Below are 16750 nucleotides of genomic sequence, written 5' to 3' on the forward strand. Positions count from 1 at the left end.
CGTGCTATCCGTGCTCGACGCGGGAGCGGGCGCGCTGGCCGTGGGCGAAGATGTGCCGCTCGACGCGGCGTCGTCAGCCGCTCGAATCTGGTGCAGGCGCTGGCGTCGGCGCTCGCCGTCGAAGCCGCGCCCGAGGCGCTCGCCAGCGATGCCGAGATCCGCGCCATGCTGATGGGCGATCTCGCGGGACGCGGCTGGGCGTTTCCGGGGCGCAATATCGTCGTGCGCGATGGCGTCGTGCATTTGTGGGGCACGGTGTGGTCGAGGGATCAGCTCGATGCCATGCGTATCGCGTCGCAAAGCATTCCGGGCGTGAAGCGCGTCGAGGATCACACGATTCCTTATCCGATCATGCCGGGGCTGTGAAAGTCCGAAGCCGATCAACGACAGGCGCGTCGCGGCGTAAGTCGTCTCGATCGGCCGATTTCTCCCACTATCCGGGACGACCCGAATTGCCGCGAACGGGCATCCGGTCCTACTATCGAATCCCGCTGCTATCGCGGCCAGAGGTACCCCCGGGTCATGCGTCCGAAGCGCATGCCTACATCAGCTAATCAAACGATGGGGAGACAGGTATGCTCAGCGCACACGAATTCGCAACCCTCATGCTCGTCAAGGATGCCGCCGATCAGATCATCGACCGGCACGAGCTCGACACGCTTCTCGAACGTCAACTGATCGCGATGGAACAACTCGTGAGCGGCGCGCAACTGCCGCGCATCACGGAAGATGGCGATTGGCTGCTGCGCGCCGTGCGGCGCACTCACTGAGTCGTCGGGACGTGTGCAGACGTACTGAGTCACGTCGGTACACATCGGCCTGACCGCACTATCGATATCACGATTTCTCGTTTAGCCCGCGAGGCATGCGTTGTTAGCATTGGCATCGGTAAAGATGCCTTCGCTCAACGAGGAAACACGCATGTCCGACCGCAAGAACACGCCTTCCATTCCCGCGCGCCGTCGCACGCTCTTCACGCTCGCCGCGCTCGGTGCGGGGCTGTCGGGCGGGCTCGCCACGCGCATCGCGCAAGCCGCCGATGCGCCGAAGACCTTGCGTATCGGCTATCAGAAGTACGGCAACTTCGTCGTGCTCAAGGCGCGCGGATCGCTCGACAAACGCCTTGCGGCGCAAGGTGTCACGGTGCAATGGCTCGAATTCCCGGCCGGGCCGCAACTGCTCGAGGGACTCAATGCGGGCGCGGTCGATATCGGCACGGTAGGCGAGACGCCGCCGATCTTCGCGCAGGCGGCGGGCGTCGACTTCGTGTATATCGGCCACGAGCCGCCCGCGCCGCACGCCGAGGCGATCGTCGTGCCGAAGGATTCGACTATCCGTTCGGTCGCGGAATTGCGCGGCAAGAAAGTGGCGCTGAATAAAGGATCGAATGTTCACTATCTGCTCGTCGAGGCGCTCAAAAAAGCGAATCTCACGTGGTCGGATATTCAACCGGTCTATCTCGCGCCCGCCGATGCGCGCGCCGCGTTCGTGCAGGGCAGCATCGACGCATGGGCGATCTGGGATCCGTATCTCGCCGCCGCCGAAAAGCAGGCGAACGCGCGTCAACTGACCGACGCAGAAGGCATCGTGCGCAACGTGCAGTACTACCTCGCGACGCGCAGGATCGCGACGGCGCAGCCGCAACTCGTGCATGCGGTGCTCGAAGAGCTGGATCAGGTCGATCGCTGGGCGCGCGACAACGTCTCCGCCGTGGCGGCGCAATTGTCGCCGCTCGTCGGGCTCGATACCGGCATCCTCGAAACGGCGTTGAAACGCACGTCGTACGGCGTGCAGCCGATCGATCCAGCCACGCTCGCGTACCAGCAGCAGATCGCCGATACCTTCACGAGCCTCAAGCTCATCCCGAAGAAGCTCGACGTGACCGAAGCGCGCTGGAACGTTGCCTGACGCGGCGACCGGCGTTAGCACGATCACGCACATCCTTAGCGCGAATCGATGGTTCAGCCGCGCGCGACGCGTCGTTAGACTCGTTCGAGCGCCGCTGCATTCCTGCGCGCGGCAAGCCCTCTCTCAGACACGACGAACATGAATGTTTTCTGGTTCATCCCCACGCACGGCGACAGCCGCTATCTCGGCACGTCGCAAGGCGCGCGCGCCGCGAATTACGATTACTTCCGTCAGATCGCGGTAGCCGCCGATACGCTCGGCTACGAAGGCGTGCTGCTGCCCACGGGCCGTTCCTGCGAGGACGCGTGGGTGGTCGCGTCGAGCCTCATTCCCGCGACGAAGCGCCTCAAGTTTCTCGTCGCGATTCGCCCTGGCCTGAGCTCGCCGGGATTGTCGGCGCGCATGGCATCGACGTTCGACCGGCTCTCGAACGGGCGTCTGCTCATCAACGTCGTGACGGGCGGCGATCCGACCGAACTCGCGGGCGACGGCGTCTTTCACGATCACGACACGCGCTACGAAATCACCGACGAATTCCTCACGATCTGGCGCGGCCTGCTCGAACAGTCGCACGACAACGGCAGCTTCGATTTCGACGGCAAGCATCTGCAATCGCAGGGCGGCAAGGTGCTGTATCCGCCGGTGCAGAAGCAGCATCCGCCGCTGTGGTTCGGCGGTTCGTCGGCGGCGGCGCACGATATCGCGGCGAAGCACATCGACACGTATCTCACGTGGGGCGAGCCGCCCGCGGACGTCGAGAAGAAGCTCGCCGATATCCGCAGCCGCGCGAAAGCGGAAGGGCGCGACATCAAGTTCGGCATTCGCCTGCATGTGATCGTGCGCGAGACCGAAGAGGAAGCATGGGCCGACGCCGACAAACTCATCAGCAAGCTCGACGATGAAACCATCCGCCGCGCGCAGGCCTCGTTCGCGAAGATGGATTCCGAAGGCCAGCGACGCATGGCCGCGTTGCACGGCGGCAGCCGCGACAAGCTGGAGGTGTATCCGCATCTGTGGGCGGGCGTCGGGCTCGTGCGCGGCGGAGCGGGCACCGCGCTCGTCGGCAATCCGGAGCAGGTCGCCGGGCTGATGAAACAGTACGCGGAACTCGGCATCGATACGTTCATCCTGTCGGGTTATCCGCATCTTGAAGAGTCGTATCGTTTCGCCGAACTGGTGTTTCCGCTTCTGCCGCGCAAGCAGCGCGAGCAGGCGAGCGGGCCGCTCTCGGGGCCGTTCGGCGAAGTCATCGGCACGTCGGAATTGCCGCGCGCATCGGCATCATGAAACTGGCATTCATTGCTCGCCGCGCGCTGCCGTGGCTCGTGCCGTTGATGATCCTCATCGCTTGGGAAAGCGCCGCGCGCACGGGCGGACTGTCGTCGCGCGTGCTGCCCGAACCGCTCGCGGTGGTGAAGGCGGCGTGGGCACTGATCGAATCCGGCGATCTGTGGGCCAACGTCAAGGTCAGCGCGGGCCGCGCGCTCGCGGGCTTCGCGATGGGCGGCGGAATCGGCTTCGTGCTCGGTCTCGCGACGGGTCTTTTTAAGCCCGCCGAAATCGCGCTCGACTCGACCGTGCAGATGATCCGCAACATCCCCGCGCTCGCGATGATTCCGCTCTTGATCCTGTGGTTCGGCATCGGCGAGGAAGCGAAGCTCGTGCTCGTCGCGCTGGGCGTGTTCTTTCCGGTCTACGTCAACACGTATCACGGCATCCGCTCGGTCGATCGCGACCTGATCGAGATGGCGAGAAGCTACGGCTTGTCCGGCTTCGCGCTGTATCGCGATGTGATTTTGCCGGGCGCGTTGCCGTCGATACTCGTCGGCGTGCGCTTCGCCTTCGGGCTGATGTGGGTGATGCTGATCGTCGCCGAGACCATTTCCGCGCAGTCGGGCATCGGCTACATGACGATGAACGCGCGAGAGTTCCTGCAAACCGATGTCGTGGTCGTCGGCATCCTGCTGTACGCGCTGCTCGGCAAACTCGCCGACATGGCCGCGCGCGCGATCGAACGCGCGACCTTGCGCTGGCATCCGGCGTATCAAACGAAGGCGCAATCATGAATCTGATCGATATCGACACGCTGACGCCCGCGTTCAGGCGCGTCGAAACACATGCGCGCGCGCCGCTCGGCGGGCGCGATATCGCCGTGTCGCTGCGCGGCGTGGAGAAGCGCTTCGGCGAGCGCACGGTGCTGGATCGGCTGGACTTGTCGATCGAGCGCGGCAGTTTCGTATCGATCGTCGGGCGCAGCGGCTGCGGCAAGTCGACGTTGCTGCGGCTCATCGCCGGTCTCGATCAACCGACCGGCGGCATTCTGCAGCGCAACGCCGCCGCGCGATCGGACGAACTGCAAGTGCGGATCATGTTTCAGGACGCGCGTCTCTTGCCGTGGAAGAGCGTGCTCGACAACGTGATGATCGGCCTGCCGCGCGACAAGCGCGACGAAGCCCGCGCGACGCTTGCCGAGGTCGGCCTCGCGGAACGCGAGAAGGACTGGCCGTCGCGTCTGTCGGGCGGGCAGCGTCAGCGTGTGGCGCTGGCGCGCGCGCTCGTGCATCGGCCGGATCTGCTTTTGCTCGATGAACCGCTCGGCGCGCTCGATGCGTTGACGCGCATCGAAATGCAGGGCTTGATCGAGCGTTTGTGGCGTGAACATCGGCTCACCGCGCTGCTGGTTACGCACGATGTGCAGGAAGCGGTGTCGCTCGGCGATCGCATCGTGCTGATCGATGCGGGGCGCATCACGCTCGATACCGACGTCCCGCTGCCGAGGCCGCGCACGCGCACGGCGCCGGGGTTTGCCGAACTCGAGGAACAGGTGCTTTCGCGGGTGCTTCAGCGAGGTTCGACCTGATCCTGGCGTGAGCGCCGCCCTCACTATCCCTCCAGCGGCACCGCGCTCACGCACTTCAACTCGTCGAGACATACGCTCGACTTCACGCCGCTCACGCCGGGAATACGCATCAGCGTGTCGAGCAGAAACTCCGACAAGCCCTTCAGGTCCCGCGCGATCACCTTCAGCATGTAATCGATATCGCCGGTCACGGCGAAGCATTCCTGAATCTCCGCGAGCTTGCCGACGACGCCCTTGAACTTCGCGAGGTCGCGCACGTGCCCGCGCTCCATCGTCACCTGAATGAAGGCGACGACGCCGAAGCCCAGCGCCTGCGCATCGAGCCGCGTCTCGTAGCCCTTGATGACACCCATCTCTTCCAGCCGCCGATGCCGCCGCAACGTCTGCGCCGGCGACAGGTTGATCGCTTCCGCCAGTTCGAGATTGGAGATGCGTCCGCGCGACTGCAGTATCCCGAGCAAACGCAGGTCGATACGATCGATCTCGATAGTCTGCAATTTTCTTTCTCCGATGAACCAATCGATGAAATCCGGACGCGCAAACTAGGGTTTGTCTGCGCGCGTTAGGAAATCATATTGTGCCGTAACAAATTTACACTGATTCCCCTAAATCGAGCACAAGGAGAGAGACACGTGACACATGAGGGACACGGCACGCTCAAGCGCGGCCTGAAGAACCGTCACATTCAGCTGATCGCGCTCGGCGGGGCGATCGGCACCGGGCTTTTTCTCGGCATCGCGCAGACGATCAAGTCGGCGGGACCATCGGTGCTGCTCGGCTACGCGATCGCGGGCATCGTCGCCTTTTTCATCATGCGGCAACTGGGCGAGATGGTCGTCGACGAGCCGGTCGCGGGTTCGTTCAGCCACTTCGCGGACAAATACTGCGGACAGTACGCGGGCTTTCTGTCGGGCTGGAATTACTGGGTGCTCTACATTCTCGTGTCGATGGCCGAGCTGTCCGCCGTCGGCATCTACGTGCAGTACTGGTGGCCGGGCATCCCGACGTGGATCTCCGCGCTCGTTTGCTTCTGCATCATCAACGCGATCAATCTGACGAGCGTGAAATCGTATGGCGAGCTGGAGTTCTGGTTCGCGATCGTGAAGGTCGTCGCGATCGTCGGCATGATCGGCTTCGGCGGCTGGCTGCTGTTCTCGGGCAGCGCCGGGCCGGACGCGAGCGTGACCAATCTCTGGCGTCACGGCGGCTTCTTCCCGAACGGCGTCTCCGGTCTCGTCATGGCGATGGCCGTCATCATGTTCTCGTTCGGCGGGCTGGAGCTGGTCGGCATCACCGCGGCCGAAGCGGACGATCCCTCGCACACGATTCCGCGCGCGACCAATCAGGTGATCTATCGCATTCTGATTTTCTACGTAGGCGCGCTCGGCGTGCTCCTTTCGCTGTATCCGTGGCAGAAGGTGGTGACCGGCGGCAGCCCGTTCGTGCTCATCTTCCATGCGATGAACAGCAACTTCGTCGCGCATGTGCTCAATGCCGTGGTGCTCACTGCGGCGCTCTCGGTCTATAACAGCGGCGTGTATTGCAACAGCCGCATGCTCTATGGTCTCGCGCAGCAGGGCAATGCGCCGCGCGCGCTGCTCAAGGTCAACCGGCGCGGCATTCCGCTCGCCGCGCTCGGCGTCTCCGCGCTCGCGACGGCCGTCTGCGTGCTCATCAACTATCTGATGCCGGGCAAGGCATTCGAGTTGCTGATGGGGCTCGTCGTGTCGGCGCTCATCATCAACTGGGCGATGATCTCGCTCATCCATCTGCAATTCCGACGCGTGAAGGCGCGCAACGGCGAAACGACCGTGTTCAAGAGCCTCGGCTATCCGCTCACCAACTATCTGTGCCTCGCGTTCCTCGCGGGCATTCTCGTGGTGATGTGCCTGATCCCCGATCTGCGCATCTCGGTCTATCTGATTCCCGTGTGGCTCGCGGTGCTCGGCGTCGGCTATGCGATTCGCAATCGCCGTCGCGCGAGTGCGGCCTTGTCGCGCGTCTGACGGAGACGGTCATGTTCGAACACATCGATGCCTATCCCGGCGATCCGATCCTTTCGCTCAACGAAGACTTCGCGAAGGATCCGCGCGCGGACAAGGTCAATCTGAGCATCGGCATCTACTACGACGACGAAGGCCGTCTGCCGGTGATGCGCGCCGTGCGCGACGCGGAAGCGCAGTTGCTCGCGGAACCCGCTGCGAAACCGTATCTGCCGATGGCGGGCTTCGCCGCGTATCGCGATGCCGTGCAGTCGCTCGTATTCGGCGACGATTCCGCAGCGCGCATCGAAGGCCGCATCGCGACCGTGCAGACGCTCGGCGGCTCCGGCGCGCTCAAGGTCGGCGCGGACTTCATCAAGCGCTATTTCCCGGCGTCGCACGTCTGGGTGAGCGATCCGACGTGGGATAACCATCGCTTCATCTTCGAGCGCGCGGGCTTCACGGTCGGCACGTATCCGTACTACGACGAAGCGAGCGGCGGCCTGAAGTTCGACGCGATGCTCTCGGCGATCCTCGATCTGCCTGCGAAGAGCGTCGTGCTGCTGCACGCGTGCTGTCATAACCCCACGGGCGTCGATCTGAACGATGCGCAATGGGCGATGCTCATCGATGCCATCAAAGCGCGCGACTTGCTTCCGTTCATCGACATGGCGTATCAGGGCTTCGGCGCGGGACTCGATGCGGATGCGTTCGCGATTCGCGAGCTGGTTCGCCGCAACGTGCCCGCGCTGATCGCCAATTCGTTCTCGAAGAACTTTTCGCTCTACGGCGAGCGTTGCGGCGCGTTGTCGGTGATCTGCGAATCGGCGGAGATAGCGGCGCGCGTGCTCGGTCAACTGACGAGCGCCGTGCGCGCGAACTACAGCAATCCGCCGACGCATGGCGCGAGGATCGTCGCGCGCGTCTTGACGACGCCCGCGTTGCGGCAATCGTGGCAGGAAGAACTGGCGTCGATGTGCACGCGCATCGCGCGCATGCGTAGCGCGATTCACGCGCGTCTTTCCGGCAACGTGCCCGATGCGATGCTTGCGCGTTACGTCGAGCAGCGCGGCATGTTCACGTACACGGGGCTTTCCGCCGCGCAGGTCGACGTGCTGCGCGAACGGCACGGCGTCTATCTGATCCGCTCGGGCCGCATGTGCGTCGCGGCGCTGAACGAGCGCAACGTCGATGCGACCGCGCGCGCCATCGGCGAAGTGCTGTCGAAAGCGATCGCGTAGCCGCTCATTTTCGCCTCATTGTGCGCGGGCACACTGCATCCATCGCTGATGAAGGAGGGATGCAGTCATGGAAACGTTTCGCTCTTATGTCGATGGGCTGCTCGACCAACTCGACGCGCACGCCGATCGCACGGTGCTGCGCTATCTCGACGACGACGTGACCGGCGCGGCGTTTCGCGCATCGATCTATCGATATGCGCGGGCGCTTGCGTCGTTCGGCGTCACGCGCGGCGGGTTCGTCGCGATGTTCGCGCCGAACTGCCCCGATGCGCTCGCGATCCGCTACGCGACCGGCCTGCTCGGCGCAACGACGATGTTCCTGCCCGCGATCACGCGCGCGGAACAGCGCGCCGCGTTTGTCACGCGCATGCAGCCGACGTTGCTCATCGCCTTCGAACAGACGAAGCATCTCGTGCCGGCGCATAGCGGCGCGCGTCTCGCGTATGTCGGAACGGGGCCGGCGCGTTTGCGGCTGGATATCCGGGCGCGCGTGCAGCACGATCTGCCGGTTGAGAGCCGCGCACGACCCGACGATCTCGCCGTGGTGGTGTCATCGGGCGGCTCGACCGGCGTGCCGAAAGCGAGCCGCCGCAGCTTCGCCGCATATTCGACGATGGTGAGCGCGCCGAGCCCCGAGGATCGGCGGCAGCTCGTCAACGGCGCGCTTGCGTATCTGTCGCAAGTGCTCGTCGATAACACGTTGATGGGCGGCGGCATCGTCGTGCTGAAGCCAGGCTACGATCCCGCCGAAACGCTCGCGACGATCGAAGCCGAGCGCATCACGGACGTCTTGCTCGTCGAACCGCAACTGTTCGAAACGATGGATCATCCGGACGTTCATCGGCGCAATCTGTCTTCGTTGCGCTCGGTCGCGCATATCGGCGGATCGGCGCCCGCGATTTTGCGGCGGCGCGCGATCGAGCGCCTCGGCCCGGTGCTCACGCACATGTACGGCGCGAGCGAAGCGGGGCTCGTGAGCGTGTTGACGCCGTCGGACTATCTCGTCGATGCGAGTCTGCTCGAGAGCGCCGGGCGTATCCGGCCGGGCGTCGAGGTGCGGATTCGCCGCGCCGACGGCACGTTCGCGCGTCATGGCGAGCACGGCGCGATCGAGGTGAAATCGAAGGCGGTGGCGCAGGGCTATTACCGGCAGCCGATCGAAGCGGCGCAGAAGTTTCGCGATGGCTGGTGCATGACGGGCGATATCGGCTTCATCGACGGGAGGGGTTATCTGCATGTGATCGGACGTGGAGGGGATGTCGCCGAAATCGATGGTGCCGTCGTCGGTCCGGCGCAGATCGAAACGCCGCTTTGTGCGTTGCCCGATGTGCGCTATGCGCGCGCTGTTGCATCGGCCGATGCTGCGCGCGGTTATGTGTGGGATGTCGTAGTGGTGCCGTGGACAGGAAGGCGTGTGGATGTCGCGCGTTGCATGCGGGCGCTTGAATCGGCGTGTGGGGTCGCAGTGGCGAAGGTTGTGCGGATGGCTGCCGTGCAGCGCGTGCCGCTTACCGAGCAAGGGAAGGTGAATCGGGCGGCGATTGGGTTCTGGTGTCGGGAGGCCTTAAGTACCAGGTGTACATTCGGCCAAGCGGGTGCGATGCCGGCTGCAGTCAGTTGAAATATTGTCCTTGGTAAGTAAGCACGCCGATCGAAGACGTAAAGCTACCGCCATCGACAAGTCCCTCACTCATGCTCCGGAGCACGATCGACGCATTTGCCGAATTGAGCGTGCCCGAAGATCGAACGCAGCTGTAATGACACCATTGCTACCGCCCTGCGCATTTTGAGTGGTGTATCCCTGTTTAACGCTCGCAAACGGGAGTTAAACATTCTCGGCATGGTAGCCACCCGATCCAATAGGATCGACGCCGCTAATACGCACGTCTTCAAGCGTGAACTTCTGGAAGTCGAGCGGCGTCCCGCCTGACTTGCGCATCGTGAGGATGGCTCTCGGGATAACCGTGCGTTTTGAAGGCGTACACGCAAAGTCCGAATTAGCCCCTGTCCCTCGCCCGCCCCAACACCAAATGCGCCATCGTCCCCAGCACGATCCCCCAAAACGCCGACCCCAACCCGAGAAAACTCATATTCGAAGCCGTCGCGATAAACGCGATAAACGAAGCTTCCCGATGCGCCTCATCCTGCACCAGCCCCACGACGTTCGCCGCGATCGCGCCGAGCAGCGCGAGACCGGCGAGCACCGCAACGAACGCATTCGGCAGCGCGGCGAACAGCATGACGACCGTCCCCGCAAAGCATCCGCCGATCAGATAGAAGACGCCATTGGCGATGCCCGCAACATAACGATTCGCCGGGTCGCGATGCGCATCGGGCCCGGTGCATAGCGCCGCCGTAATCGCCGCGATGACGATCGTGATGCCGCCCGAAAACGCGACGAGCATCGATGCGAGGCCCGTCGTCATGAGCACGGGACGCGTCGGCGTCTGATAACCCGACACGCGCAAGATCGAAAAGCCAGGCAGGAATTGCCCCGTCAGACTGACGATGACGAGCGGCAACGCAAGACTCACGGTCGATTGCCAGGACCAAGTCGGCATCGTGAATACGGGGCGCGTGAGATGAAGGCTGACCGACTCGAAATGCGTCAGGCCGAGTGCCATCGCAAGCGCGCAGCCGGACGCGAGAACCAGAATGAGGCAGTAGCGCGGCGCCCATCGGCGAAAAACGAGGAAGCTCGCGATGATGCCCAACGCGAGCCACGGCGTAACGGCAATCGACTTGAATACGTTCGTGCCGAACTGAAAGAGAATGCCGGCCATCATCGCGCAGGCGATGCCCTTCGGTATGCGCTTGACGATCTCATCGAATCATCCCGACAAGCCGAGCACGAAGATGCACGCGCCCGCGACGATATACGCGCCGATCGCCTCGCTCACCGGCATGCCGGGAAACAGCGTGACGATCAGCGCCGAACCGGGCGCCGACCACGCGGTGATGATCGGCTGCTTCAGCCACACACTCAGCGCGATGCCCGAAACGGCCGCGCCCATCGAGATGGACCAGACCCACGACGCGATCACGTCGTTGCCGACATGTGCCGCGTGCGCGGCCTGGAAGAGAATCGCGAGCGGTCCGGCATACGAGATGATGACGGCAAGCAACCCGGCGCTGACCGCCGATACCGACCCGCTTCCTTCCCGCGATACCGGAATCGACATGCGCGGCTTCAGCGAATCGACGACGGATGATGCGCGAGCGCCGTCACTTGCATCGTCATGTACGGGAAGAGCGGCAGGCCGGACAAGATCGTGTGCAGTTCATCGTGCGAATCGACATCGAAGACGCTGTAGTTCGCATATTCGCCGACCACGCGATGCAACTGCTGCCATTTGCCTTGCCGCTGCAGTTCCTGCGAGTATTCCTTCTCGCGCGCCTTGATTTCGTCGGCTTTGGCGGCGGGCATGTCGTGCGGCAGATGAACGTCCATTCTGACGAGATAAAGCATGATGTCCCCATTCGTTGTTGATGCGTTGATTCGATGATTCAAGCGCGCTTGTCGCGACGATAAAACGCGAGCTTCGCTTCATCGATCTGAAGCCCGAGGCCCGGTCCTTCCGGCAAGTGCAGATCGAAGTCGCGATACTGCGGACGCGCCGTGACGATGTCGTCCTTCAACAGCAGCGGCCCGAACAGTTCCGTGCCCCACGCGAGCTGCGGCAACGCGCTGAAACCATGCGCCGATGCAATCGAGCCGATGCTGCCTTCGAGCATCGTGCCGCCGTAGAGCGACACGCCCGCCGCATCGGCGATGGCGGCCGTGCGCATCATTCCGTAGATGCCGCCGGACTTCGCGATCTTCAGCGCGAACACATCGGCGCATGCGTGACGCACGAGTTCGAGCGCGTCCTCGGGGCCCGTCACCGCTTCGTCGGCCATGATCGGCACGATGAAGCGCGCCGCGAGCCGCGCGAGCGTGCCGCGCTGCTCGCGCGGAGTCGGCTGTTCGATGAGATCGATGCCCGCTGCCTGAAGTGCTTCGATGCCGAGCGACGCATCGGTCTCGCTCCATGCCTGATTCACGTCGACGGTGACTTTCGCGCGATCGCCGAGCGCGGCCTTGATCTTCGATACATGCGCGACGTCATCGCGCACGCCGCGCCGGCCGATCTTCAGCTTGAATGTGTTGTGACGGCGTTCGGCCAGCAGCATTTCCGCTTCTTCGATATCGCGCTGCGTGTCGCCGCTCGCGAGCGTCCAGAGTACCGGAAGCGTCTTGCGCACCGCGCCGCCGAGCAACTCCGACACCGGCACGTTCAACCGCTTGCCTTGCGCGTCGAGCAGCGCCGTTTCGAGCGCGCACTTCGCGAAGCGATTGCCGCGCGCGACCTTGTTGAGCTTCAGCATCGCCGCGTTGATGTTGCTCGCATCCTGTCCGATGAGCGCGGGCGCGAGATAGGTATCGATCGTCAGCTTGATGCCTTCGGGGCTTTCATCGCCGTAAGACAGGCCGCCGATGGTCGTGGCTTCGCCAATGCCCTCGATGCCGTCGCTCGTGCGCAGACGGACGATGACGAGGGTTTGCTGCTGCATCGTCGCCATCGCGAGTTGATGCGCGCGAATGGTCGGGAGATCAACCAGAATCGCTTCGACGGAGGTGATTTGGGCGTTCATACCTGAAATGTCGGAATGGAGAGGTTGATGCAGTATTGCGCGCCCGTTTGCCGCCTGTCCAAGACCATTCACGTCTAGTGCGATACCCCCCAGGTATGACGTGCGTCATCGCCCCCGATCCGTGCGCGCCGTGTAAGGAATCTTCTCCTCGTCATACAGCCGGTAAATGAGTTCGAGCATTTCCTTGATGTCGCGCGATTCGTCGAGCGCGCGCATGCTCATGATGACCGGCGAAACGAGCGTGGGATCGTCGAGTTCCTTGTAGCTCACGTCGTCGCGCTTCAGGCCGTGGACGCTGCTCGGCACGACGGAAATGCCTTCGCCCGCGGCGACGAGCCCCAGCGCGATCTGCAATTCGCGCACTTCGTAGATCTTGCGCGGCGCGAGCCCGCGATCCTGAAACGCCGCGAGCACCTGATCCGCATAACTCGGGCGCGGCGACTTCGGAAAGATGATGAGCGTCTCGTTGACGAGATCGCGCAGCGAGAGAATGGGCTTCGCGAGCGAGAGCGGGTGCCCGAGCGGAAGCGCGACGATCAGTTGCTCTTCGCGCAAGATCACGCGACGGATGTTGGCATCCTCATGACGAATGCGCCCGAAGCCCACATCGATGCGGCCATCCTTGAGCGCGCGGATCTGGTCCATCGTCGACATTTCGTGCAGGCTCAGTTCGACGGTCGCGTTCTCGTCGCGAAAGCGCCGGATGATCTTCGGCAGCATGCCGTAGAGCGTCGAGCCGACGAATCCCACCGAAAGACTGCGCTCGATATTGCCTACGCGGCGCGTCATCGATTCGAGTTCGGCGGTCTGCGCGAGCAACTGCACCGCATGCGAATAAAAGAACTTGCCGGTCTCCGTGAGCTTGAGCGGCCGCGAGTTGCGTTCGAAGAGTTGCACGCCGAGCGTTTCTTCGAGTTGCTGTATTTGACGGCTCAAAGGCGGTTGTGCGATATGCAGCCTTTCGGCCGCGCGCGTGAAGTTTCTTTCTTCCGCCACCGCCACGAAGTAACGCAGGTGTCGCAACTCCATTCAATACCTCCTGGATATGGCCCGATACTAAATCAGTGTTGGACTGGGCTTCTTTACGTCCATTATCCTGCCTTCACGCTCTGTTTCAACACCCGACTATACCTTCCGAGCATATCTGCACAGGTGATGAAGCGAGGGTTAACCCCCACCAGAAAATTGCGAGATTCAGGAGAAGACATGAGCATCAAAGTGTTCGATACGAAGGAAGTGCAGGACCTGCTGAAGGCCGCTGCGAACATCGGGAGTCAGGACGGCAATGCTCGCGCCAAAGAGATCACGCATCGCCTGTTGAGCGACCTCTTCAAGGCGATCGACGACCTCGACATGACGCCCGATGAAATCTGGGCCGGCGTCAATTACTTCAACAAGCTCGGTCAGGATGGCGAAGCGGCGTTGCTCGCCGCCGGCCTCGGTCTGGAGAAGTATCTCGACATCCGCATGGATGCCGCAGACCGCGAAGCCGATATCCACGGCGGCACGCCGCGCACCATCGAAGGCCCGCTGTATGTGGCTGGTGCGCCGGTGCGCGAGGGCGTGTCGAAGATCGATCTCGATCCCGATGCGAACGCCGGCCCGCTCGTCATTCGCGGCACGGTCACGGGTCACGATGGCAAGCCGGTTGCGAACGCGGTCGTCGAATGCTGGCACGCCAACTCGAACGGCTTCTACTCGCACTTCGACCCGACCGGCGCGCAAAGCGATTTCAATCTGCGCGGCGCAGTGAAAACGGGCGCGGACGGCAAGTACGAATTCCGCACGCTGATGCCGGTCGGATACGGCTGCCCGCCGCACGGCGCGACGCAGCAACTGCTGAACTCGCTCGCGCGTCATGGCAATCGTCCGGCGCACGTGCACTTCTTCGCGACGAGCGAGAAGCATCGCAAGCTGACGACGCAGATCAACATCGAAGGCGATCCGCTGATCTGGGATGACTTCGCTTATGCGACTCGCGAAGAACTCGTTCCGCATGTCGTCGAAAAGACGGGCGGCACGGCGCTGGGGCTGAAGGCCGACGCGTACAACGAAATCGTGTTCGACATCCAGTTGACGCCGCTCGTGCAGGGCAAGGACAACCAGCTCGTCCAGCGCCCGCGCGCATCCGTCACCGCGTAATTACGCAACAGCGGCGGTCAGCCCGCCGCCGCCCGAATCTCCGTACGACCCCTTCGATACCGATGCATGCGCTCCGTCGCCGGAACGCGCATAGGGAGAACTCATATGTCCGCCATCACCGACAAAGCCACGCAGCTCGATGAACTGCTGCAAAACGCCGTCCAGGACGACAAGGAGAGTGGCATCTTCCGTTGCCGCCGCGACATCTTCACGAACGCCGATCTGTTCGATCTCGAGATGAAACACATCTTCGAGAGCAACTGGGTGTATCTCGCGCACGAAAGCCAGATCCCGAACAACAACGATTACTACACGACGTGGATCGGCCGTCAGCCCATCGTGGTGACGCGAGACAAGACCGGCGAGTTGCACGCGGTCATCAATGCATGCGCGCACAAGGGGGCGATGCTCTGCCGCCGCAAGCACGGCAACAAGGGCAGCTTCACCTGTCCGTTCCATGGCTGGACGTTCTCCAACACCGGCAAGCTGCTGAAGGTGAAGGACGAGAAGACGACCGAATACCCGATCCAGTTCAACACGCACGGCTCGCACGATCTGCGCCGCGTGCCGCGTTTCCAGAACTATCGCGGCTTTCTCTTCGGCAGCCTGAATGCGGATTCGATGCCGCTCGAAGACTATCTCGGCGAGACGAAGGTCATCATCGATCAGATCGTCGATCAGGCGCCGAACGGCCTCGAAGTCTTGCGCGGCAATTCCTCGTACATCTACGACGGCAACTGGAAGATGCAGATGGAAAACGGCTGCGACGGTTATCACGTCAGCACCGTGCATTGGAATTACGCCGCGACGATGGGCCGCCGCAAGATCGAAGGCACCAAGGCCGTCGATGCGAATAGCTGGAGCAAGTCGGTCGCGGGCGTGTACGGATTCGATCATGGCCACATCCTGTTGTGGACGAAGACGATGAATCCGGAAGTGCGGCCGGTGTATCAGCATCGCGAAGAGATCAAGGCGCGCGTGGGCGAAGTGCAGGCGGATTACATCGTCAATCAGACGCGCAATCTGTGCCTCTATCCGAACGTCTTTCTGATGGATCAGTTCAGCACGCAGATTCGCGTGGTGCGCCCGCTTGGCGTCGACAAGACCGAAGTCAGCATCTTCTGCTTCGCGCCGAAGGGCGAGAGCGCCGAAGATCGCGCGACGCGCATCCGTCAGTACGAAGACTTCTTCAACGTGACCGGCATGGGCACGAGCGACGACCTCGAGGAATTTCGCGCGTGCCAGTCGGGTTATGCGGGCATCACGGCGATGTGGAACGACCTCTCGCGCGGCGCGCCGCTTTGGGTCCACGGTCCTGACGAGAACGCGCAGAACATGGGTATCAAGCCGCTCATTTCGGGCGAGCGCAGCGAAGACGAAGGACTCTTCGTCGTGCAGCACGAATACTGGGTCAACGTGATGCGCGACGCGTTGAAGAAGGAACAAGGGGAGACACTGGCATGAGCTTCGACTACCTGAAAATCTGCGCGACGCTGTATCGCGAAGCGCGTCTGCTCGACGATCGTCAATGGGACGAATGGCTCGGCTGCTATGCGGAAGACGTCACGTACTGGATGCCCGCATGGGACGACGACGATCAGATCACCGATGACCACGAAAGTCAGATCTCGTTGATGTATTACCCGGATCGCGGCGGCCTCGAAGATCGCGTGTTCCGCATCAAGACCGAGCGCAGTGGCGCTTCGATGCCCGAGCCGCGCACGAGCCACAACGTCACCAACGTGGAAGTGCTGGCCGAGCGCGAGAACGAAGTGGATGTGCGCTACAACTTCGACACGCTCAATCACCGCTACAAGATCACCGATCATTTCTTCGGCACGATCTTCGTGACGCTGCGCAAGGTCGACGACATTCTGGTGATTGCGCACAAGAAGATTGTGCTGAAGAACGACTATATCCGCCAGGTGCTCGACGTCTATCACGTCTGACACTCGCGGTGACGAGACAGGAAGTAGGAGGCA

The 16750-nt window shown here is 62.7% G+C and carries 16 protein-coding genes and 1 pseudogene; 12 read left to right on the plus strand and 5 right to left on the minus strand.

From position 1 onward, the window contains the following. The 6 genes from QCE49_RS20415 to QCE49_RS20440 form a co-directional block, all read left to right on the plus strand. The coding region (locus tag QCE49_RS20415) for a BON domain-containing protein (protein WP_309806368.1) at nucleotides 1-366 on the plus strand (366 nt) is incomplete at its 5' end. Between the two features lie 209 nt (nucleotides 367-575). Then, nucleotides 576-770, plus strand: a complete 195-nt coding sequence (locus QCE49_RS20420; RefSeq protein ID WP_008347565.1) for a hypothetical protein — start codon at nucleotides 576-578, stop codon at nucleotides 768-770. 151 nt (nucleotides 771-921) lie between these two features. Next, entirely contained in the window at nucleotides 922-1908 is a 987-nt protein-coding gene (locus QCE49_RS20425) for a sulfonate ABC transporter substrate-binding protein (protein WP_250437132.1), read from the plus strand. A 138-nt stretch (nucleotides 1909-2046) separates the two neighbouring features. Further along, nucleotides 2047-3195 (plus strand): FMNH2-dependent alkanesulfonate monooxygenase, encoded by a 1149-nt coding sequence (gene ssuD / locus QCE49_RS20430; RefSeq protein WP_008347568.1) that lies wholly within the window; start codon nucleotides 2047-2049, stop codon nucleotides 3193-3195. Then, nucleotides 3192-3974, plus strand: a complete 783-nt coding sequence (gene ssuC, locus QCE49_RS20435; protein WP_008347569.1) for an aliphatic sulfonate ABC transporter permease SsuC — start codon at nucleotides 3192-3194, stop codon at nucleotides 3972-3974. Before ssuD ends, ssuC begins: the two co-directional genes overlap by 4 nt. Further along, nucleotides 3971-4768, plus strand: coding sequence for an ATP-binding cassette domain-containing protein (locus tag QCE49_RS20440; protein ID WP_250458612.1), 798 nt, complete (start codon nucleotides 3971-3973; stop codon nucleotides 4766-4768). Before ssuC ends, QCE49_RS20440 begins: the two co-directional genes overlap by 4 nt. A gap of 23 nt (nucleotides 4769-4791) precedes the next feature. On the opposite strand, the gene QCE49_RS20445 is transcribed toward QCE49_RS20440, so the two are convergent. Further along, nucleotides 4792-5265, minus strand: a complete 474-nt coding sequence (locus tag QCE49_RS20445) for an Lrp/AsnC family transcriptional regulator (protein WP_175980527.1) — start codon at nucleotides 5263-5265, stop codon at nucleotides 4792-4794. A 135-nt stretch (nucleotides 5266-5400) separates the two neighbouring features. Between QCE49_RS20445 and QCE49_RS20450 the strand changes: the two genes are divergently transcribed. The 3 genes from QCE49_RS20450 (at nucleotide 5401) to QCE49_RS20460 (ending at nucleotide 9612) form a co-directional block, all read left to right on the plus strand. Then, on the plus strand, nucleotides 5401-6774 hold the full coding sequence (locus QCE49_RS20450) for an amino acid permease (protein WP_008347574.1): 1374 nt from the start codon (nucleotides 5401-5403) through the stop codon (nucleotides 6772-6774). 11 nt (nucleotides 6775-6785) lie between these two features. Next, nucleotides 6786-7991 carry an amino acid aminotransferase gene (locus QCE49_RS20455; RefSeq protein ID WP_250458614.1) on the plus strand — a complete coding sequence of 402 codons (1206 nt, stop codon included), beginning with the start codon at nucleotides 6786-6788 and terminating at the stop codon, nucleotides 7989-7991. 67 nt (nucleotides 7992-8058) lie between these two features. Then, a complete protein-coding gene (locus tag QCE49_RS20460) occupies nucleotides 8059-9612 on the plus strand; it encodes a class I adenylate-forming enzyme family protein (protein ID WP_250458617.1) in 1554 nt (517 codons plus the stop codon). Between the two features lie 376 nt (nucleotides 9613-9988). Here the strand turns inward: QCE49_RS20460 and QCE49_RS20465 are convergent. The 4 genes and pseudogenes from QCE49_RS20465 to QCE49_RS20480 all read right to left on the minus strand — a co-directional run bounded on the left by QCE49_RS20465 (nucleotide 9989) and on the right by QCE49_RS20480 (nucleotide 13655). Next, nucleotides 9989-11173, minus strand: a pseudogene (locus QCE49_RS20465) (benzoate/H(+) symporter BenE family transporter). 8 nt (nucleotides 11174-11181) lie between these two features. Beyond that, entirely contained in the window at nucleotides 11182-11460 is a 279-nt protein-coding gene (catC, locus tag QCE49_RS20470) for a muconolactone Delta-isomerase (RefSeq protein ID WP_008347582.1), read from the minus strand. 38 nt (nucleotides 11461-11498) lie between these two features. Next, the gene (locus tag QCE49_RS20475) at nucleotides 11499-12626 is read right to left on the minus strand and encodes a muconate/chloromuconate family cycloisomerase (RefSeq protein WP_008347583.1); all 1128 of its coding nucleotides are present in this window, start codon (nucleotides 12624-12626) and stop codon (nucleotides 11499-11501) included. A gap of 105 nt (nucleotides 12627-12731) precedes the next feature. Then, on the minus strand, nucleotides 12732-13655 hold the full coding sequence (locus QCE49_RS20480; RefSeq protein WP_008347585.1) for a LysR family transcriptional regulator: 924 nt from the start codon (nucleotides 13653-13655) through the stop codon (nucleotides 12732-12734). Nucleotides 13656-13832: 177 nt separating this feature from the next. On the opposite strand from QCE49_RS20480, the gene catA reads away from it, so the two are divergent. The 3 genes from catA (at nucleotide 13833) to benB (ending at nucleotide 16717) form a co-directional block, all read left to right on the plus strand. Then, entirely contained in the window at nucleotides 13833-14768 is a 936-nt protein-coding gene (gene catA, locus QCE49_RS20485; protein ID WP_008347586.1) for a catechol 1,2-dioxygenase, read from the plus strand. A gap of 105 nt (nucleotides 14769-14873) precedes the next feature. Continuing rightward, nucleotides 14874-16232 carry a Rieske 2Fe-2S domain-containing protein gene (locus QCE49_RS20490; RefSeq protein WP_250458627.1) on the plus strand — a complete coding sequence of 453 codons (1359 nt, stop codon included), beginning with the start codon at nucleotides 14874-14876 and terminating at the stop codon, nucleotides 16230-16232. Beyond that, the gene (benB, locus tag QCE49_RS20495; RefSeq protein ID WP_008347590.1) at nucleotides 16229-16717 is read left to right on the plus strand and encodes a benzoate 1,2-dioxygenase small subunit; all 489 of its coding nucleotides are present in this window, start codon (nucleotides 16229-16231) and stop codon (nucleotides 16715-16717) included. The genes QCE49_RS20490 and benB overlap by 4 nt, the downstream gene beginning before the upstream one ends. The last annotated feature ends 33 nt before the right edge of the window (nucleotides 16718-16750 follow it).

The sequence above is a fragment of the Caballeronia sp. LZ008 genome, assembly GCF_031451435.1.
GTDB classification, from domain to species: Bacteria; Pseudomonadota; Gammaproteobacteria; order Burkholderiales; family Burkholderiaceae; genus Caballeronia; species Caballeronia zhejiangensis.

Coding starts and splice junctions, on each gene's coding strand:
- QCE49_RS20425 (WP_250437132.1), top strand. CDS start 922: ATGTCCGACCGCAAGAACACGCCTTCCATTCCCGCGCGCCGTCGCACG.
- catA (WP_008347586.1), top strand. CDS start 13,833: ATGAGCATCAAAGTGTTCGATACGAAGGAAGTGCAGGACCTGCTGAAG.
- QCE49_RS20490 (WP_250458627.1), top strand. CDS start 14,874: ATGTCCGCCATCACCGACAAAGCCACGCAGCTCGATGAACTGCTGCAA.
- catC (WP_008347582.1), bottom strand. CDS start 11,460: ATGCTTTATCTCGTCAGAATGGACGTTCATCTGCCGCACGACATGCCC.
- ssuD (WP_008347568.1), top strand. CDS start 2,047: ATGAATGTTTTCTGGTTCATCCCCACGCACGGCGACAGCCGCTATCTC.
- QCE49_RS20440 (WP_250458612.1), top strand. CDS start 3,971: ATGAATCTGATCGATATCGACACGCTGACGCCCGCGTTCAGGCGCGTC.
- QCE49_RS20460 (WP_250458617.1), top strand. CDS start 8,059: ATGGAAACGTTTCGCTCTTATGTCGATGGGCTGCTCGACCAACTCGAC.
- QCE49_RS20475 (WP_008347583.1), bottom strand. CDS start 12,626: ATGAACGCCCAAATCACCTCCGTCGAAGCGATTCTGGTTGATCTCCCG.
- QCE49_RS20455 (WP_250458614.1), top strand. CDS start 6,786: ATGTTCGAACACATCGATGCCTATCCCGGCGATCCGATCCTTTCGCTC.
- ssuC (WP_008347569.1), top strand. CDS start 3,192: ATGAAACTGGCATTCATTGCTCGCCGCGCGCTGCCGTGGCTCGTGCCG.
- QCE49_RS20420 (WP_008347565.1), top strand. CDS start 576: ATGCTCAGCGCACACGAATTCGCAACCCTCATGCTCGTCAAGGATGCC.
- QCE49_RS20480 (WP_008347585.1), bottom strand. CDS start 13,655: ATGGAGTTGCGACACCTGCGTTACTTCGTGGCGGTGGCGGAAGAAAGA.
- benB (WP_008347590.1), top strand. CDS start 16,229: ATGAGCTTCGACTACCTGAAAATCTGCGCGACGCTGTATCGCGAAGCG.